Origin of the sequence: Pantoea sp. ICBG 828 (assembly GCF_002928355.1) — a bacterium.
In the GTDB taxonomy this organism is placed as follows: Bacteria; Pseudomonadota; Gammaproteobacteria; order Enterobacterales; family Enterobacteriaceae; genus Pantoea; species Pantoea dispersa.
The window spans coordinates 22,565-48,134 of the sequence record NZ_POWN01000010.1 but is presented as its reverse complement, the minus strand read 5'-3'; the positions used below and the strand labels follow the sequence as shown (position 1 = coordinate 48,134).

Here is a 25,570-nt window from a genome sequence, read left to right as displayed (position 1 = left end):
TAAGCGATGACTTTTCCGGGCGACTCAGGTCGCCCGTCACACGTTCTACAGGGAGCAAATAATGAAACCTGCTGTGATTCTGTATAAGAGCCTGCCCGATGACCTGCGTGCCAAGCTGGACCAGCACTTCAGCGTCACGGAAGTGAAAGATGTCTCGCCGGAGACGGTGAAACAGCATGCGGCGCAGTTCGCCGCAGCGCAGGGTCTGCTGGGCTCCGGCGGCAAAGTGAATGATGAGCTGCTGGCCAGCATGCCGGCACTGCGTGCCTGTTCTACCGTCTCCGTCGGCTATGACAACTTTGACGTTGATGCGCTCAACCAGCGCAACGTTCTGCTGATGCACACGCCCACCGTCCTGACCGAAACCGTGGCCGATACCATGATGGCGCTGGTGCTGAGCACCGCGCGTCGCGTCACCGAGCTGGATAAGTGGGTCAAAGCCGGTGAGTGGAAAAAGAGTATTGACGCTGAGCACTTCGGTATCGACGTACACCACAAGACGCTGGGCATTCTCGGCATGGGCCGCATTGGTCTGGCACTGGCGCAGCGCGCCCACTTTGGCTTCGGCATGAACATTCTGTACAACGCCCGCCGCCAGCATGAAGAGGCGGAAACCCGCTTTGGCGCGCGCGCCTGCGATCTGGAAACGCTGTTGAAAGAGAGCGATTTTGTCTGCATCAGCCTGCCGCTGACCGAGCAGACGCACCATATGATCGGTGCGGAACAGCTGAAACTGATGAAGCCGAGCGCGATTCTGATCAACGCCGGACGCGGTCCGGTGGTCGATGAGCAGGCGCTGACCGCCGCACTGAAAGACGGCACCATTCACGCCGCCGGGCTGGATGTGTTTGAAGTCGAGCCGGTGCCGGCCGATGCGGAAATCCTCACGCTGCCGAACGTGGTCGCGCTGCCGCACATCGGCTCCGCCACGCATGAAACGCGCTACGGCATGGCGCGCGATGCGGTCGACAACCTGATCGCCGCACTGAGCGGTAAAGTGGAGAAAAACTGCGTTAACCCGCAGGTCCTGGCCTGATCCCACGGCTTTAGCCATTGCGCCTGCCGGTTGCGGGCGCTATGGTGGTCTTCCCCCTGATAACAATGTTTTTACCTCCTATGGCTTTTTCTCAGTTCGGCGACAAATTTACGCAACATTCCGGCATCTCTCGTCTGATGGAAGATATGGGCGAAGGGCTGCGCACGCCTGGCACGATCATGCTGGGCGGCGGTAATCCGGCGCAGATTCCGGCCATCAATGATTATTTCAGTCAGCTGCTGCTGCAGATGCATCAGGACGGCAAGCTGAACGAAGCGCTGTGCAACTACGACGGCCCGCGCGGCAAAGCGCTGCTGCTGGAGGCGCTGGCTACGCTGCTGCGCGAGGAGCTCGGCTGGCCGGTGACGCCACAAAATATCGCGCTCACCAACGGCAGCCAGAGCGCGTTCTTTTACCTGTTTAATCTGTTCGCCGGCCGCCGCGCCGACGGCAGCAAAAAGCGCGTGCTGTTCCCGCTGGCGCCGGAATACCTCGGCTATGCCGATGCCGGGCTGGAGGAGGATCTGTTCATCTCCGCCAAACCCAACATTGAACTGCTGCCGGAAGGCCAGTTCAAATACCACGTCGATTTCGACCATCTGCCACTGAATGATGAGACTGGCCTGATTTGCGTGTCGCGTCCGACCAATCCAACCGGCAACGTCATCACCGATGACGAACTGCTGCAGCTGGATGCGCTGGCACAGCAGCACGGCGTCCCGCTGCTGATTGATAACGCCTATGGCGTGCCGTTCCCCGGCATCATCTTCAGTGAGGCACGTCCGCTGTGGAACCCCAACACCATTCTGTGCATGAGCCTGTCGAAGCTGGGCCTGCCCGGCGCACGTTGCGGGATTATCGTTGCCGATGAGAGCACGATCAGTGCCATTGGTAACATGAACGGTATTATCAGTCTGGCGCCAGGCAGCATCGGTCCGGCGATTGCCACCGAGATGATTGTACGTGGCGATCTGCTGCGCCTGTCGCAGGAAGTGATTAAACCGTTCTATCAGGCCAAGGTTAGTGAAACTATCGCGATTATTCGCCGCTATATCAGCGAAGATCGCTGCCTGATCCACAAACCGGAAGGCGCTATCTTCCTGTGGCTGTGGTTCCGCGACCTGCCAATCAGCACAGAAGCGCTGTATCAGCGCCTGAAAGCGCGCGGCGTGCTGATGGTGCCGGGCCACTTCTTCTTCCCGGGGCTGGAACAGGCCTGGCCGCACACCCATCAGTGCATGCGCATGAATTACGTACCGGACAGCGACAAGATTGAGCGTGCGGTACAGATTCTGGCGGAAGAGCTGGATAACGCCTGGAACGCTTAATCCGCGCTTAACGACAGCTGGCACCACTGCGCCAGCTGCTGAATCGCCTGTTCGACTTCGGCATTCCAGCCAAAACCGGCGTTGAGCCGGAAGCAGTGATCGTAGCGGTGATCGGTGGCGAAGATGTGCCCGGGCGCAATGCCGATGCCCGCGTTGCGCGCCTTGAGAAACAGCGCGCGCACGTTCAGCGCCTGTTGCGGCATCTCCACCCACAGCACGTAACCGCCCTCCGGCTCCGACACACGCGTGCCCGCCGGGAAGTAGCGCAGCACCGCCTGGCGCATATGGTGGATCTGATTTTTCAGCTCGCGCCGCAGCTTGCGCAGGTGCGCATCGTAACCGCCGCTGCGCAGCAGTTCGGCAATCGCCGCCTGCGACAGCACCGACGTGCCCATGCTGGTGGTGTACTTCAGCGAGGCGATTTTGCGCATGTACTTGGTGCTGTGCACCCAGCCAATACGGATGCCAGGCGCCACGGTTTTGGAAAAGCCGCTGCACAGGATGGCATTCGGGCTGAAGGCGCGCATCGGAAACGGCCGGCGCTCGCCGAAAGCCGTATCGCCAAAGATATCGTCCTCAATGATCACCACATCATTCTCATCGGCCTGGCGCGCGATATACGCCTTGTGCTCGTTGGGGATGCTTTTGCCCAGCGGATTATTGATGTTGTTGATGGTGAGATAGGCCTGCACCGCTTTACGCCGGAACAGCCCGGTGAGTTTCGCGACGTTGACGTAACCCTCCGGCCCGGCTTCCACTTCAATGACGCGCAGGTTGAGGTTGTGCAGCATCTGTAGCAGCACGAAGTAGCACGGCGACTCCACCGCCACGATATCGCCTGGCCGCGTGGTGGCGCGCAGCGCCAGCGAAATCGCTTCAATGCAGCCGTTAGTGACCAGGATGTCATCGGCGCTGATATTGCAGCCATAATCCACCGCGCGCCGGGCAATTTCCGCCTTGAGCGGCGCATAGCCGGTGCCTTTCACCGTATTACCGAGCAGCGCCGGTTTGCTGTAACCCATCTGCCGCATCAGCAGGCCAATTTTTTTCACCGGATAGAGCGAGATGTCGCCGTTGGCCAGATCGAGCCGCACGCGGCAGTCCGATCCCAGCATCGCCAGGTGCAGTTCGGTTTGCTCATCCAGCGGCGCCACTTCGCGCGGCTGCTCGCTGAATACCGCCGGCACTTTTTTCTCTGTGGGACGCGGTGCGACAAAAAAGCCAGACTTCGGCCGTGCCACCGCGTAGTGCTCATCCTCCAGCGTGCGTAATGTTTTCAGCGCAGTGGTCATGCTGACGCGATACTGCGTCGCCAGCGTGCGCACCGACGGCAAACGGCTGTCGGGCGGCAGCGATCCGCTGTGAATGGCCTGTTTTATCTGCTCAGCGATCTGACGGTAACGACTGCTCTGACTCTCCTGTTCCTGCGTTTCACCCGCCATCTGTTCCACCCCATATCGTGCTGATCTGTGCGTATTCATCAGATTACATTCAAAGTACTTTAGGCTGCATCTGTTAATTCAGCTTCACGCAGCACCTTCGTGGCCCGTTTTCCAGCCCGTTGTCGCCCGCACGGCAGCGGCGATTTTATTAGCCAAAGGATGAAGTGAAAAATGAATAATCTGTCCGCGATGATGAGTGAAATTGAAGAATACCTGACGCCCGCGATTCTCGATTCCGCCCAGCACTGTGCTCAGCGACTGCTCGCCGCCCTGCCCGATCCCGACCATCCCGAACGTAACCGCGTACTGCTGGCCTATGGCGGCGGCAAAGACAGCAGCTATATGGTGGCCTACGTACGTTACATTCAGGGGTTAATCTGGCAACAGCGCAACAGCACGTTTCAGCTGCGCATCAGCACTAATCGCCATGCCGCCATGAACGACAGCGTGATGGAAAACATCGACCGCGTCTATCGCGCGCTGCGTATCCATGACGACGCGTTCACCGAATGCCTGGTGACCGACGGGCTGCAGATTCGTCCCTTCGATCGCCATTTGCCGATGCCGCAGAGCGTGCGCCAGCAGAACCGCGACGATGTGCTGATGAATGGTCACCGCTTCCGTGCCGACGCGCGCTCCACCTTCTGCAACGCCTGCAACCTGAGTATGGTGAATTCGTTTGGCCTGGCGGCGCATTACGATGGCGGCGTCGATGTGATCATCACCGGCGATTCGCCGCAGGAACAGACCGCTTACCTTGCGTGGGCGCGCCACCTGTCAAAACTGTTTGATGCGCCAATGGCCGATAAGTCGCGCGGCTTCAGCGGCTTTCTGCACACGCTGGACGGCGTGGCGGCTCGCTACTTCGCCGACATTTACGGCGCTGACCAGGTCACGCCGGCACATCGCATTACCTGGCAGCTGGCGCGCGACCCGCTGTTCTTCAACATCTATCAGGACACCGCTTATGAGGCTGGCGCGCACTGGGCGCTGCTGACCGAATTCATGCATTTCCGCTTCGACGAGCTGATGTTCAGCTTCTCCGAATCGGACTGCGGCAACCCGACGTTAATGGCACATATTCGCGGTCTGCGTGCGGAGACGCTGTTGCAGCGCAGCTACGCCGAAGGCATTCGCGAATATGTGCGCTTTGCGCTCGGCCTGATGGTGCAGAAGGACTTTCCGCCGCAGCTGATCGATGAGATGGCCGCGCGCTATCAGGATGACGCCGCGATTGCCCGCGCACGCCAGCGCGCCGCGCAGTTCGCACTCGATGCTTTCGGCCTCAGTGAAACCCAACTGGTATGCATGATCTATTCACCGTTTATCGCCGCCGGCCAGCAGCTGAAAGCCTGGCTGCTGCATTTGCCGGCCGCGCCGGAAGAAGCCGCGGTGCGCGCCTTACTGAGCGGAGAGAGCGAGGATGTGGCGCTGGCGCAGCAGCTCACGCAGCTGTCTGGCCTCAGCGTGGCACAGATGCGGCACTGCTGGCGCAGCGCGGCGGTGAGTTCGCTGCTGGACGGCGCGCGCGGCGATGCGCTGTCGCGCGTGTTGCGTTTCGACCCGCACAAAGCGGTGATTCAGGTTAACAACGGTGCGTTACAGGACATCGTTACTGAAGTGATTTCCGGGCGTTAACCCGGTAAGGCGACGCGATGAGAAAGATTTTTCTGCAGATTGGCGCCACGCGCGACGGGCAAAATCCCTACTGCGCGGTGGCAAAACGCGAAGGCTATTTTACCGTACTGGCCGAAATGGGGGATTTTGTCGACTATCAATCGCTCAGCATCGCCCTGCCGTTCGATCTGATTGTGCGTCTCGATCGCCCGGAAAATCCGTGGGATGTCCTCAATGCCTGTCTGCACGCCGGTCTGCTGGAGCATCCACAGGTGGTGCTGGCCGGTTTTGAGGCTTACAACGCCAGCGCTGGCCGGGTGCGTGAACTGCTGGCCGGCCCGGATGCCGGTCCGGGTTTTATCCCGCCGGATAAATATGCACAGCGCATGGCGCTGCGCAAAGCCTGGCCGCGTTTTCCACAGCCGGAGTTTCGCTTCTTTGCCTCACCGCTCAGCATTGGCGACGCGCGGGATGCGCTGCTTTATCCCTGCGTGATCAAACCGGTCGACGGCGGCGGCGGGCTGGGCATCTGGCTGGTGGAAGAGGCCAGCCAGCTGGATGCGGTGATTGCCCGGCTGCTCGACACCATGAACTATGGCGGACGCGGCTTTACCGGCTTTATCGTCGAAAGCTGGCTGGCCGGCGACGAATATTCGCTGCAGGGCGTGGTGGAGAATGGACACGCGGTGGCGCTGACCTGCTGCCAGAAGGTGATTGAGCAGCATACCGAGGCCGACGGCTGTATCAGCTTTTACGAATCCGGCCATGTGGCGATGGCGGCGCAGCAGCTGCCCGCCGCCTTCACCAGCCTGATGAGTTTCTGCTGTGAAACCTTCGGCTACCGGCGCGGCGCTTTCCACATTGATTTCATTATGGTAAACGGCGAGCCGCACTTTCTCGAAATGGGCTTTCGCCTGTCCGGCATGGGTGTGGTGAACCTGGTGGAAGAGGTCACCGGCATCAACTGGGCCGAGGTAGCCTTTCAGGTTGAAGCCGGACGCGGCCTGCCTGAACTGCACTTCGCTTCACCGTCACAGGCCGTCGGCCGGCTGCGGTTGCGCCAGCGGCTGCAGTATGACGCCGCCGAGCGCTGGATTACCGACCATCAGCGCGGCCAGCTGTTGCCACCGCTCAACTTACCGGCGCTGGAGGTCTCACCGCGCTCATCGCTGTACGCCGATCTGACGCGCCACGCCGGGATTCTCGCCACGCTGCGTCTGCCTGCCGCCAGTCGCGACGAAATTCTGGCGGTGTTTCACGCCCTTCTTGCTGTTCCCGCTTTGACCTCACGGAGAGATTTACTATGTGCAGAATGATTCTGGCACACGGCCAGTTTGACGCCGCTGCGGTACTGGACGCCGCACGCGCCATGAGCTGCGGTGAAACCGCCGCGCACGATGGCCCGATTAAACAACATCCCAACGGCTGGGGCTGTCTGTGGCTGGAGCACGGTCAGATCCGTACGCTGCATGGCACCGGCACCTTTGCCGAAGCACTGCCAGGCATTGACGTCACGCGCATGCAGCACAGCCGCTTTCTGGCGGTGCACGTGCGTCACGCCACGCTCAGCAAAAACCAGGGCATTGCGTTCTCCCATCCGCTGCGGCGCACCAGCGGCGGCACCCAGTGGTACATGATGCACAACGGCTTTTTGCCGACCGTCTATGCGCAGCTGGGCATGGCGCAGTCGCGCTTTGATTCCGCTGAATATCTGGAATATATCGTCGACCGCGTCACGCCCGCCGATTTCACCCGCGACTACCTGCGCGAAAAAATGGCCCGGGTGGCGCCGGGTGGCAGCGCGGCAAACGCCATTTTCGTCACCCGCGAGAAGGCCTGGGCGTGGCAATGGCATCCTGATGACACGCCTTACCCCGACTATTTCACCCTGCATCGTTGTCAGCAGAACAACAGCACCTTTATCTCCTCTGAACCTGTTTCAACACTGGGCACGGCGTCAGCATGGCACCGTATGAGCAACCATGAACTTCATGAAATTCCATTTGGAGAGTGAACCCATGGCCATTTTCAATCAGATTCGCGTCATTAACCCCAACATGTTCGTCGAAAGCACCTGGCTGGATGACATCGTCACCGCGCGCGTGCCGCTGCTGGTGCTGCGCAATTTCCTCACGCCAGAGGTGCGCACCGCGGTGGTGGCTGATCTCCAGCAGTGCCGCGAGCAGGTACGGGTTTCTCACTATCCAAATGGCGCGCTGACCACGCTCGGCCCGTATCTGGCGAAGCACACCGCCGCGCCGGAAAACTATTTCACCGAACTGCGCGACATCCAGCCGGCGCTACCGGCCTCGCTGCACGCCCTGCGCGCGCAGATTTACCACTGGGTGCAGCATGCGCTGCGCCTTGAGAGTCTGCAAACCGCCACCGAACCGGCACTGGGTGATTACGCCGGCTCGATTGTGCGTTTCCACGCTGACGGCGTCGCTAATCCGCTGCATAACGACAACATCGTGCGCGATGCCGCTGGCAGCGGTCTGGCGGTGACGCACATTCTGCATCAGCTGAGCTGCGTCGTGTGCCTGCAGGAGTGCAACGCCGGCGGCGCGCTGCGCATCTTCAATAAGAAATGGCAGCCGGAAGACGAGCGCTTTAAAACGCCCGGCGAGCTGGGCTACCAGAGCGGCGTCATCGCCGGCAGCGAGACCTGTGAGTTCGCGCCGCGCAGTGGCGATATCTATCTGTTTAATCCCGCGTTTTATCATGAAATCGATCGCGTTGAGGGCGACACGCGCATCACCATGGGCTTTTTCTTTGGCCTGACCGACAAAAAAATGAAGCACGCCATTGCCTGGAGTTAATCCCGGCCTTAGACGAGGAAGACAGTATGACAACCTATGACAAAGTGATCGCGCTGCTGGATACGCAGCAGGCCCGCTACCGCGTGGTGGAGCATGAGGCCATCGGCCAGACCGAGGTGATCAGCGCCATCCGCGGAAACGATCTCCAGCAGGCGGCCAAAGCGATGGTGCTGGAAGTCACTATGCCGGACGGCGCCGCGCCGCGCTATCTGCTGGCGATCGTACCCGGCGACTGCAAAATCAACTTCAAACACGCCGCGCGTGCCATTGGCGGTAAGAAGTCGACGTTTGCCACCCCTGAGCAGGCACAAGCGCTGACGCAGTGTGTGATGGGCGCGGTGCCGCCGTTTAGTTTTGATGACCGACTGGCGCTGCGCGTGGATGCGCGGCTGCGTGATGTCGGGACGCTGTGGTTTAACGCCGGTGCGCTGGACCGCTCGGTAGCTTTGGATGTGGATGATTATTTTCGACTGATCGGCGATGACTGCGGTGCAGAGATCGCCACACCGGTGACGGCAACCGCCTGATTGCCGCGCTGAGGAATGCGTATGTCCGTGAAAGATATGTTGTTAGCCCTGTGCGTCGTGGTGGCGTGGGGCGTAAATTTTGTGGTGATTAAGCTGGGTTTGCAGGGCATGCCGCCCTTTTTGCTGGCGGGACTGCGTTTTACGCTGGTGGCGTTTCCGGCGATCTTTTTCGTGCGTCGTCCGGCAATTCCGCTGCGCTGGCTGGTGGTGTATGGCATGACCATCAGCTTTGGTCAGTTCGCGTTTCTGTTCCTCGCCATCAAGCTTGGCATGCCAGCCGGGCTGGCTTCGCTGGTGCTGCAGGCGCAGGCATTTTTCACCCTGCTGCTCGGCGCGCTGCTGCTGGCCGAGAAGCTGCGCTGGAACCACATCGCCGGCATTCTGGTCGCCACGCTCGGCATGTTTATGCTGGCAACCGCCGGTATGGAGGGCCAGACAACCGCGGGCATCACGCTGACCACCATGATGCTGACGCTGGCGGCGGCGCTGTCGTGGGGGCTGGGCAATATCACTAACAAGATTATCCTGCGCAACCGCAAGGTGCCGGTGATGTCGCTGGTGGTGTGGAGCGCGCTGGTGCCGATTGCACCGTTCTTTGCCTGTTCGTGGTGGTTCGAGGGCGAATCCGCCATTGTCACCAGCCTGCTGGATATTTCGCTGCAGACGGTGCTGGCACTGCTCTATCTGGCGTTTTTCGCCACCATCATTGGCTACGCCATCTGGGGCAATCTGCTCAGCCGCTACGAAACCTGGCGCGTGGCGCCGCTGTCGCTGCTGGTGCCGGTGGTCGGTATTCTCAGCGCCGCGCTGATCCTCGGCGAAACTCTGTCGGCACAGGAGATTCTCGGCGCGTCGGTGATCATTCTCGGGCTGCTGGTGAATGTGTTTGGCGGTATGGTGAGCCAGCGCCTGCTGGTACGTACCTGATGATGCAGCCATAAAAAAACGCCGCGTTGCAGCGGCGTTTTTCTTTACTTCGTTAGCCTTATTTCAGGATTTCAATCCGGCGTGGTTTCGCCTCTTCCGGGACGATGCGTTCCAGATCGATACTCAGCAGGCCCAGTTCGAGACGCGCATCGCGCACCACGATGTGATCGGCCAGCTGGAATTTGCGTTCGAAGTTACGTTCTGCGATGCCCTGGTACAGGTATTTACGTTCCTGCTGCTCTTCAGGGTGGGCGCCGCGCACCACCAGCATGTTGTCATGGGCGGTGATATCCAGTTCGCTCTGCGCAAAGCCGGCGACGGCAATGGTGATGCGATAGTGGTTTTCGTCTACCAGCTCGACGTTGTACGGAGGGTAGCCGCCGTTGGCCTGGTTTTGATTGGACTCAAGCAGGTTAAACAGACGGTCGAAACCAATAGCAGAACGATAAAGCGGAGAGAGATCAAAGTTACGCATAATAAGACTCCTGATAATCAGCAAGTTTTGGCAACCTTCCACCATGGACAGGTTGTCCGGCCCGTCGGTGTCCCTGTCGGCGACCGCGTCGTGACCGTAGCTTAAAGATGGGTGCGCTCAGGTCGCTTTCAAGGGGCAATGCGCTTTTTTTTGCAGCAATTCTGACGATATGGCATACACTCAGGGGACGCTTCGCCTGACGGGAAGGACATAACCACAGAGTTATGCGGATGTCAGGTGACACACTCCAGCCAGGGCCATGCCATGACTGTAGGGATGATGATGATGAAAATGATGAAACGCTTTCCGCTCACCGGCCTGCTGGTCTGCTGCGCCTGTGCCACATCAGGCTGCTCCAGCGTGATGTCGCATACCGGTGCCAGCCAGGGTTACTACCCCGGCACGCGCGCCAGCGCAGAGATGCTGACCGATGACAATACCAGCTGGGCGATTAAACCGCTGGCGCTGATCGATCTGCCCTTTTCGGCGGTGATGGATACGCTGCTGCTGCCGTGGGATTACTTCCGCGCCGACGACGATAAAACCAAAGATTCGCCGCGCGAACGCGTGCTGCAGAGCGAGAAGATGGCTGGCACCCAGGCCAGCCTGGCCACCGCGGCGGCTATGCCGGCGGAATCGCACTGACGCAGAACAGCTGTCGCCAGCCGTCAACCTCGCGCATGTAGGCGATCTGCTTCCCGTCCGGCGACCACACCACCGCGTCGCCGCCCGGCGGTTGCGCGCTGCGCGCGGTAAGGCGCGTACACTGTCCGCTGGCTATCTCACAACGCATCACGCTGTTATCACAGATAAAGGCGATGGCTGCGCCGTCCGGCTGCCAGCTGAAAGCAGACTGAATGCTGCTGCGCAGTGAGGTGATCTGACGCGCCGCGCCACCGTTGGGTGAGACTGTCCACAGCTGCACAATGCCCTGCTCGTCAGCCTGCAAAAAGGCGATTGCGCTGCCATCCGGCGCAGCGCGCAACCAGTGGCGCGGCTGCAGCGCCAGCCCTTTACCGTGCGTGATGCGCCGCTGCTGCACGCCAGCCGGCGGTGCCGGCAGCTGCTCTGCCGTGCCCTGCAGCGGTGCATTGCCGGCTCTGGCATAGTCCGCCAGCGCCTCAGGCAGATCGACCACAAACACTTCCGGCACTTTTTCACCACTGGCATTGCGCGTATCGCCGATAAAGGCGATGGCCCAGCGCTGCCAGCTGCCGTCCGCTTTCTGATAGCCACGCTCACCGATCCAGCACTCTTCATAAGCGCGGTCAATCTGATCGCTGCCCGGTTGTGGATCGCGCCGGGTGTGGCTCACCAGCACGCAGTAGTGGCTGCCGTCATATTCGCGCGGATGCTGTTTTGGCGGGCATACCGGATGCAGCGGCACCGCCACGCCGACGTTGCGCAGGTCGTCACGCACATCGCGCTCATGCATTACGTGATCGTTATAGGTAAAGCTCAGCCGCGAGCCATCCGGACTGAACACATGCACGTGCGAGCCACCACGCAGCGCACCCGGCGTGTAGGGCGCGGTGATATCGCAGGCGTCGAGGTTCTCTGCGATGCCCTGCTGAACAATCACGCCGCGCCGGTGATGAAAGTCATAGTGCCAGTGCGCATCGGGATGCTCCGGCCCATGAATACAGACATAGCGCGGCGGCAGATCCGGACTCACGGTCACCACGCCGACGTGCGCGCCATCGCGCGCCTGATACAGCACCTCGACCGCGCCGCTGTGCACGTTGACGCGCTCAATGGTCAGGCTGGTAAATGAGGCGCCGGATGGCCGCACATCAAATGCCAGCCACTGGCTGTCGGCGGTCCAGACGTTGATATTGGTCAGCTGATGATGGCGCTGAGTAAAGGTGAGTTGTTTTTCTGACATGGGGCAACCTCAGATGTAACCGTTGCCGGACAAATTACGTGATGCCGTTCAGTTAAGCAAAAGCTGAGCAGCTAATGCGGGTGCGCAGGCATGCGCACCCGGAAGCTTAGCCCACGCGCTGCACATCCCCCACCAGCAGGATGTAAGAGAGCGCGCCAATCAGCGCAACGACGGAGATGTACACCAGCGCGGGCGCAAAGCCGTAATCCTGCGCCAGATACCCCACCACCAGCGGTACCGTGATGCCACCGAGGCCGCCGATAAAGTTAAACATGCCGCCGGTCAGGCCGATCAGGCGTACCGGCGCCAGCGACGAGACCAGCGACCAGGTGATGGACGCGAACCCGTTACCGAAAAAGGCCAGCGCCATCAGCACCATAATCCACAGCGGATCGTTGGTGTAGTTTGCGCCCATAATGCAGGTGGAGATCAGCAGGCCGCAGATGATCGGCGTCTTGCGGGCAAAGCCGAGCGAGCGGCCGCTGCGCACCAGACGATCGGCCACCATCCCGGAGAGGATCACGCCAACAAAGGCGGCGAGAAACGGCACGGTAGTCATAAAGCCGGCCGTCAGCGCGGCGATATGTTTCTCCTGCGTCAGGTAGTTGGGGAACCAGGTGAGGAAAAACCACAGCGTTGAGGTCACTGCAAACTGGCCGAGATACACGCCGCACAGCTTGCGATGAAACACCAGTTTCCAGTCGGCCGCGGTGAGTTTAACGCGTGCTTTTTTCTCGCTGGGCGCATCGCCGTCGACCATCGCGCCACCGGCACGAATGTAATCCAGCTCGGCCTGATTGATGCCTTTGCTCTGGCTCGGTGCCTGGTAAACCTTCATCCACACCAGCGACCAGACAATGCCAATCCCGCCGGTGATGATAAACACCCAGTGCCAGCTCAGCAGTTCCTGAATCCAGATCAGCAGCGGCGTGAGAAACGCCAGGCCGACAAACTGACCGGAGGTGTAAAAACCGACGGCCGAAGCGCGCTCCTGTTCCGGGAACCAGCTGGTAACCAGGCGGTTATTGGTCGGGAAAGCCGGCGCTTCAAAAATACCGGTAATGGCGCGCAGACCTATCAGCGATAATAAGCCGCTGGCGAATCCCTGCAATAATGTCGCCACCGACCAGCCGAGAATAGCGATAAAATAGGTCAGGCGTGAGCCTACGCGATCGAGAAACCAGCCGCCGGGAATCTGGCACAGCGTATATAACCAGGCAAAAGCAGAAAACACATACCCCATTTCTGCTTTGCTGATGCCAAATTCCTGCTGAATATGCGCCGAGGCCACGGCTAAATTAGCGCGATCGACATAACAAATGACCACCGTAATAAAAATCATCAGCAGCGTAATATAACGGCGACGCGTAGGTTTCGCCTGAACAGCAGAGAGATCCATGGTGTTTCTCCGTCAGATGTCAGCTGGCGGACGTGCCGAAACACGCCGCAGCCAACACAGGGTAAGGTTATCGAAGATAAAAGCCGCAGCAGCGGTAAACTGGCAGCGCGGTGAAAACAGGTTGAGCGCTGCCCTGTGCCTTATATATTCCGCACATGGTTTAAATAGTCAGATGTTTAATCGCCTGATAATCGGCGCTGTTATAAATCGGTAAACGCAGCGACCGGGCGCAATACCACGGTTATTACCACTCGGCTACCGATCCATCCGGAAAGCGCCATAATGGGTTACGCCAGTCTGGCGCATTTTTACTGCGCGCAATGACCAGCTCTTCATTAATTTCCACACCGAGGCCGGGTTTATTTAACGGATAGAAATGGCCGTCATCCATTTTAAAATCATCTTTATTGATCACGTAATCGAGCAGTTCAGCGCCCTGATTATAGTGAATGCCCATGCTCTGCTCCTGGAACACCGCGTTACGCGACACGAAGTCGACATGCAGACAGGCAGCCAGCGCAATCGGCCCCAGCGGACAGTGCGGCGCCAGCGCCACGTCGTAGGACTCGGCCATCGCCGCGATTTTGTAGCATTCGGTGATGCCACCGGCGTGAGACAGATCCGGCTGCAGAATCGCCAGCCCACCGGCTTCCAGCACGCGCTTGAACTCGAAGCGGGAGAACATGCGTTCGCCTGCGGCAATCGGCAGATGCGTCTGCGCCGCCAGGCGCGGATAGTATTCTGCCTGCTCGGCCAGCACCGGTTCTTCAATAAACAGCGGGCGATACGGCTCCAGCTCTTTGATCAGCACTTTGGCCATCGGCGCGCTGACGCGACCGTGGAAATCGAGGCCAAACTCAATGTCACTGCCAAAGGCTTCGCGGATCTGCGCGACGGTGTCAACAGCGGCATCGACCTGACGAGAATTGTCAATGATGCCCATCTCTTCACAGCCGTTGAGTTTGAAGGTGTCAAAGCCGATACCACGTAATTTCTTAATGCCATCAATCACTTCAGCCGGACGATCGCCGCCCACCCAGCTGTATGCTTTGATACTGTCACGCACCAGACCGCCCAGCAGCTGATACACCGGCACGCCCAGCGCTTTGCCTTTAATATCCCACAGCGCCTGATCGATACCGGCAATGGCGCTCATTAAAATCGGGCCGCCACGATAAAAACCGCCGCGATACATCACCTGCCACAGATCATTAATCCGCGCCGGATCCTGCCCAATCAGATATTCCGACAGCTCATGCACCGCCGCTTCGACGCTGCGCGCGCGCCCTTCAATCACCGGCTCGCCCCAGCCGATGATGCCTTCGTCGGTTTCAATTTTCAGGAACATCCAGCGCGGCGGCAGGCGATAAGTGGTCAGTTTCGTAATTTTCATCGTACAGCGTCCTTATAGGCAGCAATAAATGCGCGGGCCTTCTCCACGGTGCGCGACAGCGGCTGACCGGCGCGATAGAGATCGCTGCCCAGGCCAGCCCCGACGCAACCGGCGGCGATAAATTCATGCAGGTTTTCCGGCGTAACGCCACCCACGGCAAAGACCGGCACCTCCGGCGGCAGCACCGCTTTCAGCGCTTTGATGTAGCCCGGACCAAACGCCGACGACGGGAAAATTTTCAGCGCCTGCGCCCCAGCCTGCAGCGCGGTAAAGGCCTCGCTGGCGGTGGCACAGCCTGCAGCTACCAGCATGCCGTGCGCCACGGCCTGGCGAATCACCGCAGCATCGGTATTGGGCGTCACCACCAGCTTGCTGTTGAGCGCCGCCAGCTGATCGACCTGCGTCGCCTGCAGCACGGTGCCGGCTCCGATCAGCGCTTTATCGCCGAAGGTTTGCACCATCGCGCCGATACTTTTCGCCCACTCAGGCGAGTTGAGCGGAATTTCAATCGCATCGAAACCGGCGTCGATTAACGCCGCGACGTGCGCTTCAGCTTCATCCGGCGTGATGCCACGCAGAATGGCGATCAGCGGAAGTTTAGTGGGCCAGGACATGCGCAATACTCCTTATTCCGTGCTGGAAAGCGCGATCGCCCTCCAGCGTGACTGAATCTGTTCCGATAAAGGCCAGTGCCTGCTGATAACGCTGTGCCAGCGCGCTGCCGGCGATAATGACAATCGGCTGGCGGCTATGCGTTAACTGCTGCGTCATCTGCGCCACTTCATGGCCGATTAACAGGCCAGAGAGAAAATCACTGATATGGCGACGATCGCGCGCGCCGAGCACGTGGGCGGCACGCACTTCAAACAGGCGCGCCAGAATTGAGCGGTCGTGGCTACCAATCTGCAAACCGTCCCGGAACGCGTCCGGACTGGCTTCCTGCGCGGGTAAACCGGCGCCAATCAGCGACTGCTTCAGCAGTAAATGGTGCAGCTCGCCAGTCATCACGGTGCGAAAATCGATGACGCGATCCTGTTCCATCTGCACCCACTTAGCGTGCGTGCCCGGCATGACATACAGCGGCGCGGGCTGCAGCGTGACCGCGCCAAGCAGCTGGGTTTCTTCACCGCGCATTACGTTGTAGTTGTCGTCACGTTCGACGCTCAGTCCCGGCACAATCCACGCTTTTCCTTCCACGCAGGTCAGGCGATCGCTTAATGCATTGAGCGCCACCGGGCAGGCGAGATAAGGCACTGCCAGCCAGCCAGCGTTGCTGCCCACCATGCCGGCCATGATCACCGGGACTTCGGCCACCGGCCAGCCGTCGGTAATGGTGGCAAACACCTGAGCAGGCGTGCGGTCGCCGAGGCGCGTCACGCCCGCTTCCGAACGGCGCTCATCGACGCATTCACCGGCGCGGTAATACCAGGCGCGCAGGTTGGTGGAGCCCCAGTCAATGGCGATATAACGCGTCACAAAATCTCCTTGAGTCGGGCGGTTGAGCTGGCAATCATCGCCTTCGCCGCCTGTTCCGCCGCATCGCCATCCTGGTGACGAATGGCATCGAACAGCGCTTTATGTTCGGCTAACGTGCGCGGCATGTTGCCGGAGTCCGCCATGTAGGTTTGCGCAAACACCGCTTTTTGCAGCTGGCTGATCGCCACATTGAGCTGCTGCAGCACCGGGTTATGCACCGAGGCCATCACCGCTTCGTGATAGCGGATATCTGCGTCGTTAAAGGCATCACGGTTGAGGTGGTTGGCCACCATATCGTTGTAGGCCAGCTCAATCGCCGCCAGATCGGTCGACGTTGCCCGCTCGGCCGACCAGCGCGCAATCTGCGGCTCCACCAGCACGCGCACCTCGTTCATGGCCGCAATCAGGCGCGGATCGTGATCGTGCGCCAGCGCCCACTGCAGTACATCGCTGTCGAGATAGTTCCACTGGTTACGTGAAGTGACAAACGCGCCGCGATAGCGCTTCATCTCCATCAGGCGTTTAGCCATCAGGGAGCGATATACTTCGCGGATAATGTTGCGCGAGGTTGAAAATCGCTCGCACAGCTCCGCTTCCGCCGGCAGCGCGGCGCCCGGCACATATTTTCCGGCCACAATCTCTTCACCCAGCGTCTGGATGATGCGCTCTGTTTTACTCAGTGGTTCCTGCGTCATCGTGTTCGATTCCATGAAAGGCGTGAGAAATCAGATTACTGCTTTCGTAGTGCAAAGCCCAATCCCTGACGCATTCTGTAGCGGCGATTGTAGTACCATATATATTGTTTGTACTACAATATGGATCACAAAACAGACAACCCATCGGCGCACTGACAGCAAAAATTCAGCAGAGAAGTGACGGGCAGCAGAACGCCGCCCGCATCAGAGGAGGGTTACAGCACTAGCTCTTCAATGGCGTGCGCGACACCATCTTCCATATTGGTCTTGGTCACGAACTGCGCAATCTGCTTCACGGAATCAATCGCATTGCCCATCGCCACGCCGGTGCCGGCGTATTCAATCATCGCCAGATCGTTTTCCTGATCGCCAATCGCCATCACTTCTGACGGCTGCAGGCCGAGTTTCTCCGCCAGCATTTTTACGCCGTAGCCTTTGTTGACCAGCGGATTAAGGATTTCGAGATAGTAAGGTGCACTTTTCAGAATGGTATAACTGTCGCGGGCGCGCGCCGGTAAGGCGGCGATGGCTTTATCCAGTAGCTCCGGTTTATCGATCATCATCAGTTTCGGGAAGCGCGTCGCCGGGTCCATCTCTTCTACGGCGCGATAGCGCACCGGAATGCCGGTCAGGCTGGCTTCGTGAATGGTGTATTCACTGATGTCTTTATTTGGCGTGTAGAGGAAGGATTTGTCGAACGCCTGAAAATGTACCCCAAGGTCGCGCGCCAGCTGCTCCAGGTAGAGATAGTCATCAAAGCCAAGCGTCTTCTCAGCCACCACCTCACCGCTGTCCGCGCTGTGCGCCAGTGCGCCGTTGTTGCTGATGCAATACTGCCCCGGCTGACGCAGATCCAGCTCCATCAGGTAGCGCTCCACACCAACAAACGGGCGTCCGGTGGCCAGCACGATCGACACACCTTTATCCCGCGCCCGGCCAATCGCCGCTTTGACGCCCGCCGTGATTTCGTGCTGCGGATTCAGCAGCGTGCCGTCCATATCGATCGCAATCAGTTTTATCGCCATAACGTCCTCGGTTAATTCAGGGTCTGGCTTTAATGCTAGCGCGATTCAGCTCACATTGACCAGTTAATCGGCAGATAACGCCTGTCATGCTTTGTGCAGCATTATCCAGTTTGAGCATTTGGTGTTTTACTTCTGCTGATTCGCTTGATCATATAAGTTATTGCTTATAAATTACTATAAGCAATCACTTATATGGAGATTGCGTTATGTGGGAAATCATTTTTACCGACACCTTCCGGGAATGGTTGCGGGCACAGGACAACAAACTGAAAAAACGCATCGCTGCGGCCCTGTTAAACCTGCAGCATTATGGCCCGTTGCTGCCACGGCCCTATGCCGATACGGTTAACGGATCACGCTTCCACAACATGAAAGAACTGAGAATACAGTACGCTGGTCAGCCAATTCGGGCGCTATACGCATTCGACACGCAACGCAAAGCGGTCATTTTGTGTGCTGGCAATAAATCCGGAGACAAACAATTTTATGCGCGGATGATATGCCTTGCAGATCAATTGTTCACGGCTTACCTCAATAACGCAGAGGAAAATCATTCATGAACGACTTACAAAAATTTATCGAGAGTGAGTTTACTGAAGCTGAGCAAGCTGACATTCAGCTGATGGCAGATGAGCTGATTCTCGAAACCGGCCTGCAACTGCTGCGGGAAGAGTTAGCGTTATCGCAGAGAACCGTTGCGGAAGCGATGGGGGTTAAGCAGCCGCGTATCACGCAAATTGAGCAGGGCGGCGCCGATCAGCGTCTGATCACCATTAAGCGCTACATTGAAGCGATGGGCGGCAAGCTAAGCCTGCTGATTGAAATGCCGGACGGCTCGGGTGGAAGAATTCTGCGCGTTTAATAAAACAAAAAACCCTTCCCGTTTGGGAAGGGTTTTGCGATATCAGATATCGATGTTGGCGGCTTTCAGCGCGTTCTCTTCGATGAAGGCGCGGCGCGGTTCAACCGCATCGCCCATCAGCGTGGTGAACAGCTGGTCGGCGGCGATGGCGTCTTTGATGGTGACGCGCAGCATGCGGCGGCTGTCCGGATCCATGGTGGTTTCCCACAGCTGATCCGGGTTCATCTCGCCCAGACCTTTATAGCGCTGCACTGACAGACCGCGGCGCGACTCTTTCACCAGCCAGTCAATCGCCTGCTCGAAGCTGGCAACCGGCTGACGGCGCTCGCCACGCTCGATGTAGGCATCCTCTTCAATCAGACCACGCAGATGCGCGCCGAGTGCACAGATTTTGCGGTATTCCGCGCCGTCAATGAACTCGCTGTCCAGCGGATAATCGGTATCAACACCGTGAGTACGCACGCGCAGCACCGGCTCAAAGCGCTGCTGTTCGCGGTTTTCCCGCACCTGTGCCACATAGCTGCTGCCATGCGCTTCGCGCTCGTTCAGGTAAGCCACCAGGCTCTCCAGCCATGCGGTCACTGCTGTCTGATCGCTGAGATCGCTCAGGGTTGGATGATAAACCAGCGCGCGCAGCAGCGCAGACGGGAAGCGGCGCTCCATACGCTTGATCATCTTCTGGGTGCTGTTGTATTCCGCCACCAGGCTTTCCAGCGGCTCGCCGCCCAGCGCCGGTGCGCTGGCGTTGGTGTGCAGCGTGGCGCCGTCCAGCGCGATGGCAATCTGATACTGATCCATCGCGTCGTCATCTTTAATGTACTGCTCCTGCTTGCCCTTCTTCACCTTGTACAGCGGTGGCTGCGCGATGTAGACGTGGCCACGCTCGATGATTTCCGGCATCTGGCGATAGAAGAAGGTCAGCAGCAGCGTACGGATGTGCGAACCATCGACGTCCGCATCGGTCATGATGATGATGCTGTGATAGCGCAACTTGTCCGGGTTGTACTCATCGCGGCCGATACCGCAGCCCAGCGCGGTGATCAGCGTGGCGACTTCCTGAGAAGAGAGCATCTTGTCGAAACGCGCTTTCTCCACGTTAAGGATTTTACCTTTCAGCGGCAGAATCGCCTGGTTCTTACGGTTACGTCCCTGCTTGGCGGAACCGCCTGCAGAGTCACCCTCCACCAGGTAGATTTCAGACAGCGCCGGATCGCGCTCCTGACAGTCCGCCAGCTTGCCCGGCAGGCCCGCCAGGTCCAGCGCGCCTTTACGGCGGGTCATTTCACGTGCACGACGCGCGGCTTCACGCGCACGCGCGGCATCGATGATTTTACCGACCACGATTTTGGCGTCAGACGGATTTTCCAGCAGGTATTCGCTCAGCAGTTCGTTCATCTGCTGTTCCACCGCCGATTTCACCTCGGAAGAGACCAGCTTGTCTTTGGTCTGAGAGGAGAATTTCGGATCCGGCACCTTCACCGAAACCACTGCCACCAGCCCTTCACGCGCGTCGTCACCGGTAGCGCTGACTTTGGCTTTTTTGCTGTAACCTTCTTTGTCCATGTAGGCGTTGAGCGTACGCGTCATCGCCGCGCGGAAACCGGCAAGGTGCGTTCCGCCGTCGCGCTGCGGAATATTGTTGGTGAAGCAGTAGATGTTTTCCTGGAAACCGTCGTTCCACTGCAGCGCAACTTCGACGCCGATACCGTCTTTTTCGGTGGAGAAGTAGAACACATTCGGGTGAATCGGGTTCTTGTTGCGGTTGAGATATTCAACGAACGCTTTGATACCACCTTCGTAGTGGTAATGGTCGTTTTTATCGTCGCGCTTGTCTTCCAGGCGAATCGACACGCCGGAGTTAAGGAATGACAGCTCGCGCAGACGCTTCGCCAGGATTTCATATTCAAAATCGGTGACGTTGGTGAACGTATCGTGGCTCGGCCAGAAACGCACGCGCGTACCGGTAGCGTCGGTATCGCCGGTCACCGCCAGCGGCGCCTGCGGCACACCGTGCACGTAGGTTTGCTGATGCACTTTGCCGTCGCGACGAATGGTCAGTTCCAGCTTCTGCGACAGGGCGTTCACCACCGATACGCCGACGCCGTGCAGACCACCGGAAACTTTATAAGAGTTGTCATCAAACTTACCGCCGGCATGCAGTACGGTCATGATCACTTCGGCAGCAGAGACGCCCTCTTCCGGGTGGATACCGGTCGGAATACCACGGCCGTCATCCTGTACGGAGACAGAGTTGTCGGCATGGATGGTGACCACGATATCCCTACAGTGGCCGGCGAGCGCTTCGTCGATGGCGTTATCCACGACCTCGAATACCATGTGATGCAGACCGGTGCCGTCATCCGTATCGCCGATGTACATACCCGGGCGTTTGCGTACCGCATCAAGCCCTTTCAGGACTTTGATACTTGAGGAGTCATAAGAATTCGACATCAACGTTTCTCGCTCATTTAATCTTCAGGTTGAACCGCTATTTTACCCTGTTCCACGCGGAACATCTTGCCCTTTTCGTCGCTCATGTCGATTACATGCTCGACACCAATGGCGCTGACAAACACCTGAGCCTGCGTGGCTTTCAGGCGTTCCGCCAGCAGGCGACGACGGGTGTCATCCAGCTCGGAGGCGAAGTCGTCAATCAGGTACAAACAGCGACGTCCGCTGCTGCGCGTCAGGTACTCGCCCTGCGCTAACCGCAACGCACACATCAGCAGCTTTAACTGACCGCGTGAGAGTAAATCTTCCACCGGCGTGCCTTCAGCACGAATCCGAAAATCGGCTTTGTGCGGACCGCTGGCGGTGTAGGTGAGCGCACGATCGCGCTCGAAGTTGCGCTCCAGCAGCTCGCCGAAGTCGCTCTCTTTGTCCCAGCCGCGCTGGAAGGAGAAGCTCAGCGCAAACTCCGGTAAAAACTGGCTGCAGGTGGCGGTGATTTCGCTGGCAATGGCTGCGCTGTATTCAGCGCGCCAGGCGCTGATCTGTTCTGCCAGCGGCACCAGCTCCTGATCCCATGGCCGGATCTGGCTGTAGCGCGCGACCTGGCGCAGCGCCGCGTTGCGCTGTTTCAGCAGGCGACGCAGATTGCTCCAGGCCAGAAAGAAACCGGGATAAGCATGAAAGCAGCCCCAGTCGATGTAGGCTCTACGGTATTTGGGGCCGCCGTTGAGCAAAGTAAACCCCTCTGGCGTAATCAGTTGCATCGGCAGCAGCTGCGCCAGCTCGGCGACTTTGTGGCCGTCGCTGCCGTCGATGCGGACTTTGCTGTCGCCGGCGCGGTTTTTACTCAGGCCGACCGCCAGCTCGCGCTCGCTGCCTTCAATCCGCCCGTGCAACACAAACGCGTCCTGATCGTGACGAATCACGCGTCCGGCCTGCAAACTGCGAAATGCACGGCCGTGGCCCAGCGTATAAATCGCCTCCAGCACGCTGGTTTTACCGCTGCCGTTGGCGCCCACAAGAAAATTAAAGCCCGGCGCCAGCGTGAGATCGGCCTGCTCGATATTACGAAAATCTTTAATCAGGAGGCGGGTTAAAGCCATGAATCAATCCAGCCAGAGGGGGTTGCCTAACATTAACAATCCAGGCCGTTGGCGGCGCAGGCAGTCTGGCCACGGCCAGCGCGCAGGCCCTGGGAGCATACTGAAGTATGTGACCAGGGGCGAGCACTGCCCGGGACCAGAATGGCAAGTAAGCCAGGCCGATATTTTCTATTACAAACGCATGGGCATAACGACGTAGGCCGCAGCCGGACTGGCTACATCTTCAATCTGCACGCTGGAAACCGAATCGGTCAGCAGCAGACGCACGTTTTCGCACTTCAGCGCGTTCAGCACATCCAGCACGTAGCTGACGTTAAAACCAATCTCCAGCTCGGTGCCGCTGTACGACACGTCCAGCATCTCTTCCGCCTCTTCCTGCTCCGGGTTATTGGCGGTGATGCGCAGCTGATTTTCGGTGATATAGATGCGAACACCGCGAAACTTCTCGTTCGACAGGATCGCCGCGCGGGCAAAAGCCTGTTTCAGCAGATCGCAGCCCGCTTCCAGCGCTTTGTCAGGATTCTTCGGCAACACGCGGCGATAATCCGGGAAACGGCCATCAACCAGCTTCGACGTAAAGATGAAGTCGCCGACATGCGCGCGAATGTTGCTGCTGCCAATCTGCACCTGCAGCGGCGTTTCACCGCCGTCCAGCAGACGAACCAGCTCAATCACACCTTTACGCGGTACGATCACCGAATGGTTCGGCAGCGCCTGTCCGACAGGCATCGAACAGACCGCCAGACGATGGCCGTCAGTGGCAACGGTGCGCAGCTCTTCGCCTTCGGTCTCGAACAGCATGCCGTTGAGATAGTAACGCACATCCTGATGCGCCATGGAGAACTGCGTGGCTTCAATCAGGCGTTTGAGCGTGGCCTGCGGCAACGTGAATTCCACTTCGCTCTGCCAGTCGTCGAGATTCGGGAAGTCGCTGGCTGGCAGCGTCGACAGCGAAAAGCGGCTGCGGCCGGAGCGCACCAGCATGCGGTCACCTTCCAGCGTCAGACTGATCTCTGCGCCTTCAGGCAGGCCACGGCAGATATCAAGAAACTTACGCGCCGGCACGGTCGTCGCGCCCGGTTCGTGCGGCTGGGTCAGCGCCACGCGCGCCACCATCTCCATCTCAAGATCGGTACCGGTCAGCAGCAGCGTGCCTTCATTCACCTGCAGCAGTAAATTTCCGAGGATCGGCAGCGTCGGGCGTCCGCCAAGCGGGCCACTCACCTGTTGCAGCGGCTTCAGCAACTGCTCACGTTCAACAATAAATTTCATATGCGTCAGGAAGATAATGTTCGAATGAGGTTAGAGAAATCTTCTTTGATGTCGTGGCTCTCTTCACGCAGCTGCTCGATTTTACGGCAGGCATGAAGCACGGTGGTATGGTCACGGCCACCAAACGCATCGCCAATTTCCGGCAGGCTGTGGTTGGTGAGCTCTTTGGCCATCGCCATCGCCATTTGACGCGGACGCGCTACCGAGCGCGAACGGCGCTTCGACAGCAAATCCGCCACTTTAATTTTGTAGTACTCGGCCACCGTCTTCTGGATGTTGTCGATGGTCACCAGCTTTTCCTGCAGTGCCAGCAGGTCGCGCAGCGCTTCGCGCACAAAATCGATGGTAATGGCACGCCCGGTAAAGTTGGCATTGGCAATCACACGATTCAGTGCCCCTTCCAGCTCACGCACGTTAGAGCGCAGACGCTTGGCAATAAAGAAGGCCACTTCGCCCGGCAGACGGATGTCGTTTTCGTCCGCCTTTTTCATCAGGATCGCGACACGCGTCTCCAGCTCAGGCGGCTCGATCGCCACGGTTAATCCCCAGCCAAAGCGTGATTTCAGACGATCTTCCACCCCGTTGATCTCTTTCGGGTAACGATCCGAGGTCAGGATGATCTGCTGATTACCTTCCAGCAGCGCGTTGAAGGTGTGGAAAAACTCTTCCTGCGAGCGCTCTTTATTGGCAAAGAACTGAATATCATCGATCAGCAACGCGTCCACCGAACGGTAGTAGCGCTTAAACTCCTCGATGGCGTTGTTCTGCAGCGCTTTCACCATATCCTGCACGAAGCGTTCAGAGTGCATATAAACCACTTTGGCATTCGGCTTGCGCGCGATGATGCCGTTGCCCACCGCGTGCAGCAGGTGCGTTTTGCCAAGGCCGGTGCCGCCATACAGGAACAGCGGGTTATAAGCGCCACCAGGATTATCCGCCACCTGACGTGCCGCCGCGCGCGCCAGCTGGTTGGACTTACCCTCAACGAAGTTGTCGAAGTTGTGGCGGTTATTCACGTTCGAGCGGTAGGTCACATCAGCCGGTGCCGGAACCGAATCCCAGCTCGGGCGCAGCGGCTGTGCCGGTGCCGGACGATTCTCAGCCGGTGCGGGCGCGCTGACGCTGCTGGCCATGGCGGGTTGCGTAGCAGCCACCGGCGCAACCGGGCGCGTGCCGACCTCAAAACGCAGCAGCGGCACGTTCGCACCGCAGAATTCATTCAGCAGCCCATTGATACTATTGAGATATTTATCCCGAACCCAGTCGAGTACAAACCGATTTGGTGCATACAAGGCCAGCGTATTGTCGTTCAATTCAGCCTGCAGCGGACGAATCCACATGCTGAATTCGGTGGCAGGAAGCTCATCCTGCAAACGGGCAAGACACTGTTGCCAAAGCGTAAGTGACACGGCGGACTCCACTCGTACAAAATCGATAAGAATTTCAGGCGCTAATAATAGAAACTGTCTTTTTTGACACAGGCGGTCAGAAAGCGCCTGCGACCGCTATCCGCGGTAGTCATCCCCGGCGATCGCAAGGAGGATCGTCAGCGGAAGGGCGGATCATAGCGCAAAGCGCCTCAGAGATCTTCCCTTTCTACACAGTTTTGATCCATTTTATCCACAGGGTGTCCAGGCATGCATCAGTTTACGCCGTCTGCGGAAAAAGCGAGCGGGGATCAGGCTGAAAGCGAGAAATTTTCCACCGCGCTCGCATTTTTGCCGTTACGATCGGCGCGGCGATCGCAAGAAGATCCTGGACGATCCTTGCGCTTTCCTTTATAGCCCGTATAATTCCCCACCCGGCATTGGCGCGTGAAGCTTTGATGCCCGGAATTA

24 protein-coding genes are annotated in these 25,570 nt (G+C 58.7%); 11 read left to right on the top strand and 13 right to left on the bottom strand.

Features of this window, described 5'->3' with window-relative positions; translation table 11 throughout:
• The first annotated feature begins 61 nt into the window (after window positions 1-61).
• Both ghrB and C1Y43_RS20410 read left to right on the top strand, forming a co-directional pair.
• Entirely contained in the window at window positions 62-1,036 is a 975-nt protein-coding gene (ghrB, locus tag C1Y43_RS20415) for a glyoxylate/hydroxypyruvate reductase GhrB (RefSeq protein WP_058770740.1), read from the top strand.
• 80 nt (window positions 1,037-1,116) lie between these two features.
• Window positions 1,117-2,364, top strand: coding sequence for a valine--pyruvate transaminase (locus C1Y43_RS20410; protein WP_104094311.1), 1,248 nt, complete (start codon window positions 1,117-1,119; stop codon window positions 2,362-2,364).
• On the opposite strand, the gene C1Y43_RS20405 is transcribed toward C1Y43_RS20410, so the two are convergent.
• The gene (locus tag C1Y43_RS20405) at window positions 2,361-3,806 is read right to left on the bottom strand and encodes a PLP-dependent aminotransferase family protein (RefSeq protein WP_058770738.1); all 1,446 of its coding nucleotides are present in this window, start codon (window positions 3,804-3,806) and stop codon (window positions 2,361-2,363) included. The two genes, C1Y43_RS20410 and C1Y43_RS20405, sit on opposite strands and share 4 nt — an antisense overlap.
• A 171-nt stretch (window positions 3,807-3,977) precedes the next feature.
• On the opposite strand from C1Y43_RS20405, the gene C1Y43_RS20400 reads away from it, so the two are divergent.
• The 6 genes from C1Y43_RS20400 to C1Y43_RS20375 are packed head-to-tail and all read left to right on the top strand — an operon-like array spanning window position 3,978 to window position 9,696.
• Entirely contained in the window at window positions 3,978-5,444 is a 1,467-nt protein-coding gene (locus C1Y43_RS20400) for a hypothetical protein (protein WP_104189508.1), read from the top strand.
• 17 nt (window positions 5,445-5,461) lie between these two features.
• The gene (locus C1Y43_RS20395; RefSeq protein ID WP_021506898.1) at window positions 5,462-6,739 is read left to right on the top strand and encodes an acetyl-CoA carboxylase biotin carboxylase subunit family protein; all 1,278 of its coding nucleotides are present in this window, start codon (window positions 5,462-5,464) and stop codon (window positions 6,737-6,739) included.
• Window positions 6,727-7,437, top strand: a complete 711-nt coding sequence (locus tag C1Y43_RS20390) for a class II glutamine amidotransferase (protein ID WP_031279597.1) — start codon at window positions 6,727-6,729, stop codon at window positions 7,435-7,437. Before C1Y43_RS20395 ends, C1Y43_RS20390 begins: the two co-directional genes overlap by 13 nt.
• Before the next feature lie 4 nt (window positions 7,438-7,441).
• Window positions 7,442-8,242 carry a hypothetical protein gene (locus tag C1Y43_RS20385; protein ID WP_021506900.1) on the top strand — a complete coding sequence of 267 codons (801 nt, stop codon included), beginning with the start codon at window positions 7,442-7,444 and terminating at the stop codon, window positions 8,240-8,242.
• Window positions 8,243-8,268: 26 nt separating this feature from the next.
• Window positions 8,269-8,769 carry a YbaK/EbsC family protein gene (locus C1Y43_RS20380; protein ID WP_021506901.1) on the top strand — a complete coding sequence of 167 codons (501 nt, stop codon included), beginning with the start codon at window positions 8,269-8,271 and terminating at the stop codon, window positions 8,767-8,769.
• Window positions 8,770-8,790: 21 nt separating this feature from the next.
• Window positions 8,791-9,696, top strand: a complete 906-nt coding sequence (locus tag C1Y43_RS20375) for an EamA family transporter (protein WP_021506902.1) — start codon at window positions 8,791-8,793, stop codon at window positions 9,694-9,696.
• 58 nt (window positions 9,697-9,754) lie between these two features.
• Here C1Y43_RS20375 and ibpA read toward each other — a convergent pair whose 3' ends face one another.
• Window positions 9,755-10,171 carry a small heat shock chaperone IbpA gene (ibpA, locus tag C1Y43_RS20370; protein ID WP_010617843.1) on the bottom strand — a complete coding sequence of 139 codons (417 nt, stop codon included), beginning with the start codon at window positions 10,169-10,171 and terminating at the stop codon, window positions 9,755-9,757.
• Between the two features lie 285 nt (window positions 10,172-10,456).
• Between ibpA and C1Y43_RS20365 the strand changes: the two genes are divergently transcribed.
• Complete coding sequence (locus C1Y43_RS20365; protein WP_040679624.1) at window positions 10,457-10,816, top strand: YceK/YidQ family lipoprotein; 360 nt, start codon at window positions 10,457-10,459, stop codon at window positions 10,814-10,816.
• Here the strand turns inward: C1Y43_RS20365 and C1Y43_RS20360 are convergent.
• The 7 genes from C1Y43_RS20360 to yidA all read right to left on the bottom strand — a co-directional run bounded on the left by C1Y43_RS20360 (window position 10,794) and on the right by yidA (window position 18,044).
• Window positions 10,794-12,056 (bottom strand): DUF3748 domain-containing protein, encoded by a 1,263-nt coding sequence (locus C1Y43_RS20360; RefSeq protein WP_104189506.1) that lies wholly within the window; start codon window positions 12,054-12,056, stop codon window positions 10,794-10,796. The two genes, C1Y43_RS20365 and C1Y43_RS20360, sit on opposite strands and share 23 nt — an antisense overlap.
• A gap of 106 nt (window positions 12,057-12,162) precedes the next feature.
• Window positions 12,163-13,455, bottom strand: coding sequence for an MFS transporter (locus C1Y43_RS20355; protein ID WP_104189504.1), 1,293 nt, complete (start codon window positions 13,453-13,455; stop codon window positions 12,163-12,165).
• A 244-nt stretch (window positions 13,456-13,699) separates the two neighbouring features.
• Window positions 13,700-14,848, bottom strand: a complete 1,149-nt coding sequence (dgoD, locus tag C1Y43_RS20350; protein ID WP_104189502.1) for a galactonate dehydratase — start codon at window positions 14,846-14,848, stop codon at window positions 13,700-13,702.
• Window positions 14,845-15,462 (bottom strand): 2-dehydro-3-deoxy-6-phosphogalactonate aldolase, encoded by a 618-nt coding sequence (locus C1Y43_RS20345; protein WP_021506907.1) that lies wholly within the window; start codon window positions 15,460-15,462, stop codon window positions 14,845-14,847. The genes dgoD and C1Y43_RS20345 overlap by 4 nt, the downstream gene beginning before the upstream one ends.
• On the bottom strand, window positions 15,446-16,324 hold the full coding sequence (locus C1Y43_RS20340) for a 2-dehydro-3-deoxygalactonokinase (protein ID WP_058758195.1): 879 nt from the start codon (window positions 16,322-16,324) through the stop codon (window positions 15,446-15,448). The genes C1Y43_RS20345 and C1Y43_RS20340 overlap by 17 nt, the downstream gene beginning before the upstream one ends.
• A complete protein-coding gene (locus C1Y43_RS20335) occupies window positions 16,321-17,019 on the bottom strand; it encodes a FadR/GntR family transcriptional regulator (RefSeq protein ID WP_021506909.1) in 699 nt (232 codons plus the stop codon). The genes C1Y43_RS20340 and C1Y43_RS20335 overlap by 4 nt, the downstream gene beginning before the upstream one ends.
• Window positions 17,020-17,234: 215 nt before the next feature.
• Window positions 17,235-18,044 carry a sugar-phosphatase gene (yidA, locus tag C1Y43_RS20330; protein WP_058758197.1) on the bottom strand — a complete coding sequence of 270 codons (810 nt, stop codon included), beginning with the start codon at window positions 18,042-18,044 and terminating at the stop codon, window positions 17,235-17,237.
• A gap of 206 nt (window positions 18,045-18,250) precedes the next feature.
• Between yidA and C1Y43_RS20325 the strand changes: the two genes are divergently transcribed.
• Together C1Y43_RS20325 and C1Y43_RS20320 are read left to right on the top strand one after the other, a co-directional pair.
• Complete coding sequence (locus tag C1Y43_RS20325; RefSeq protein ID WP_058758198.1) at window positions 18,251-18,604, top strand: type II toxin-antitoxin system RelE/ParE family toxin; 354 nt, start codon at window positions 18,251-18,253, stop codon at window positions 18,602-18,604.
• Window positions 18,601-18,906: a helix-turn-helix domain-containing protein gene (locus C1Y43_RS20320; RefSeq protein WP_058758199.1), complete on the top strand. Its 306-nt coding sequence runs from the start codon at window positions 18,601-18,603 to the stop codon at window positions 18,904-18,906. Before C1Y43_RS20325 ends, C1Y43_RS20320 begins: the two co-directional genes overlap by 4 nt.
• Before the next feature lie 42 nt (window positions 18,907-18,948).
• On the opposite strand, the gene gyrB is transcribed toward C1Y43_RS20320, so the two are convergent.
• From gyrB to dnaA, 4 genes are all read right to left on the bottom strand, one after another.
• Window positions 18,949-21,357 carry a DNA topoisomerase (ATP-hydrolyzing) subunit B gene (gene gyrB, locus C1Y43_RS20315; RefSeq protein WP_104189500.1) on the bottom strand — a complete coding sequence of 803 codons (2,409 nt, stop codon included), beginning with the start codon at window positions 21,355-21,357 and terminating at the stop codon, window positions 18,949-18,951.
• A 17-nt stretch (window positions 21,358-21,374) separates the two neighbouring features.
• Window positions 21,375-22,460, bottom strand: coding sequence for a DNA replication/repair protein RecF (recF, locus tag C1Y43_RS20310; RefSeq protein ID WP_058758201.1), 1,086 nt, complete (start codon window positions 22,458-22,460; stop codon window positions 21,375-21,377).
• Between the two features lie 171 nt (window positions 22,461-22,631).
• Window positions 22,632-23,732 (bottom strand): DNA polymerase III subunit beta, encoded by a 1,101-nt coding sequence (dnaN, locus tag C1Y43_RS20300; protein ID WP_010617831.1) that lies wholly within the window; start codon window positions 23,730-23,732, stop codon window positions 22,632-22,634.
• Between the two features lie 5 nt (window positions 23,733-23,737).
• Entirely contained in the window at window positions 23,738-25,141 is a 1,404-nt protein-coding gene (gene dnaA, locus C1Y43_RS20295) for a chromosomal replication initiator protein DnaA (protein WP_031279599.1), read from the bottom strand.
• Window positions 25,142-25,570 lie beyond the last annotated feature (429 nt).

What these genes read in the sequence shown, in the direction of transcription:
- C1Y43_RS20410 (WP_104094311.1), top strand. Translation starts at nt 1,117, where the DNA reads ATGGCTTTTTCTCAGTTCGGCGACAAATTTACGCAACATTCCGGCATC.
- C1Y43_RS20395 (WP_021506898.1), top strand. Translation starts at nt 5,462, where the DNA reads ATGAGAAAGATTTTTCTGCAGATTGGCGCCACGCGCGACGGGCAAAAT.
- C1Y43_RS20355 (WP_104189504.1), bottom strand. Translation starts at nt 13,455, where the DNA reads ATGGATCTCTCTGCTGTTCAGGCGAAACCTACGCGTCGCCGTTATATT.
- C1Y43_RS20320 (WP_058758199.1), top strand. Translation starts at nt 18,601, where the DNA reads ATGAACGACTTACAAAAATTTATCGAGAGTGAGTTTACTGAAGCTGAG.
- C1Y43_RS20360 (WP_104189506.1), bottom strand. Translation starts at nt 12,056, where the DNA reads ATGTCAGAAAAACAACTCACCTTTACTCAGCGCCATCATCAGCTGACC.
- C1Y43_RS20405 (WP_058770738.1), bottom strand. Translation starts at nt 3,806, where the DNA reads ATGGCGGGTGAAACGCAGGAACAGGAGAGTCAGAGCAGTCGTTACCGT.
- ghrB (WP_058770740.1), top strand. Translation starts at nt 62, where the DNA reads ATGAAACCTGCTGTGATTCTGTATAAGAGCCTGCCCGATGACCTGCGT.
- C1Y43_RS20400 (WP_104189508.1), top strand. Translation starts at nt 3,978, where the DNA reads ATGAATAATCTGTCCGCGATGATGAGTGAAATTGAAGAATACCTGACG.
- C1Y43_RS20380 (WP_021506901.1), top strand. Translation starts at nt 8,269, where the DNA reads ATGACAACCTATGACAAAGTGATCGCGCTGCTGGATACGCAGCAGGCC.
- C1Y43_RS20385 (WP_021506900.1), top strand. Translation starts at nt 7,442, where the DNA reads ATGGCCATTTTCAATCAGATTCGCGTCATTAACCCCAACATGTTCGTC.
- C1Y43_RS20390 (WP_031279597.1), top strand. Translation starts at nt 6,727, where the DNA reads ATGTGCAGAATGATTCTGGCACACGGCCAGTTTGACGCCGCTGCGGTA.
- C1Y43_RS20375 (WP_021506902.1), top strand. Translation starts at nt 8,791, where the DNA reads ATGTCCGTGAAAGATATGTTGTTAGCCCTGTGCGTCGTGGTGGCGTGG.
- dgoD (WP_104189502.1), bottom strand. Translation starts at nt 14,848, where the DNA reads ATGAAAATTACGAAACTGACCACTTATCGCCTGCCGCCGCGCTGGATG.
- recF (WP_058758201.1), bottom strand. Translation starts at nt 22,460, where the DNA reads ATGGCTTTAACCCGCCTCCTGATTAAAGATTTTCGTAATATCGAGCAG.
- C1Y43_RS20345 (WP_021506907.1), bottom strand. Translation starts at nt 15,462, where the DNA reads ATGTCCTGGCCCACTAAACTTCCGCTGATCGCCATTCTGCGTGGCATC.
- dnaN (WP_010617831.1), bottom strand. Translation starts at nt 23,732, where the DNA reads ATGAAATTTATTGTTGAACGTGAGCAGTTGCTGAAGCCGCTGCAACAG.
- C1Y43_RS20335 (WP_021506909.1), bottom strand. Translation starts at nt 17,019, where the DNA reads ATGACGCAGGAACCACTGAGTAAAACAGAGCGCATCATCCAGACGCTG.
- ibpA (WP_010617843.1), bottom strand. Translation starts at nt 10,171, where the DNA reads ATGCGTAACTTTGATCTCTCTCCGCTTTATCGTTCTGCTATTGGTTTC.
- yidA (WP_058758197.1), bottom strand. Translation starts at nt 18,044, where the DNA reads ATGGCGATAAAACTGATTGCGATCGATATGGACGGCACGCTGCTGAAT.
- C1Y43_RS20365 (WP_040679624.1), top strand. Translation starts at nt 10,457, where the DNA reads ATGAAAATGATGAAACGCTTTCCGCTCACCGGCCTGCTGGTCTGCTGC.
- gyrB (WP_104189500.1), bottom strand. Translation starts at nt 21,357, where the DNA reads ATGTCGAATTCTTATGACTCCTCAAGTATCAAAGTCCTGAAAGGGCTT.
- C1Y43_RS20325 (WP_058758198.1), top strand. Translation starts at nt 18,251, where the DNA reads ATGTGGGAAATCATTTTTACCGACACCTTCCGGGAATGGTTGCGGGCA.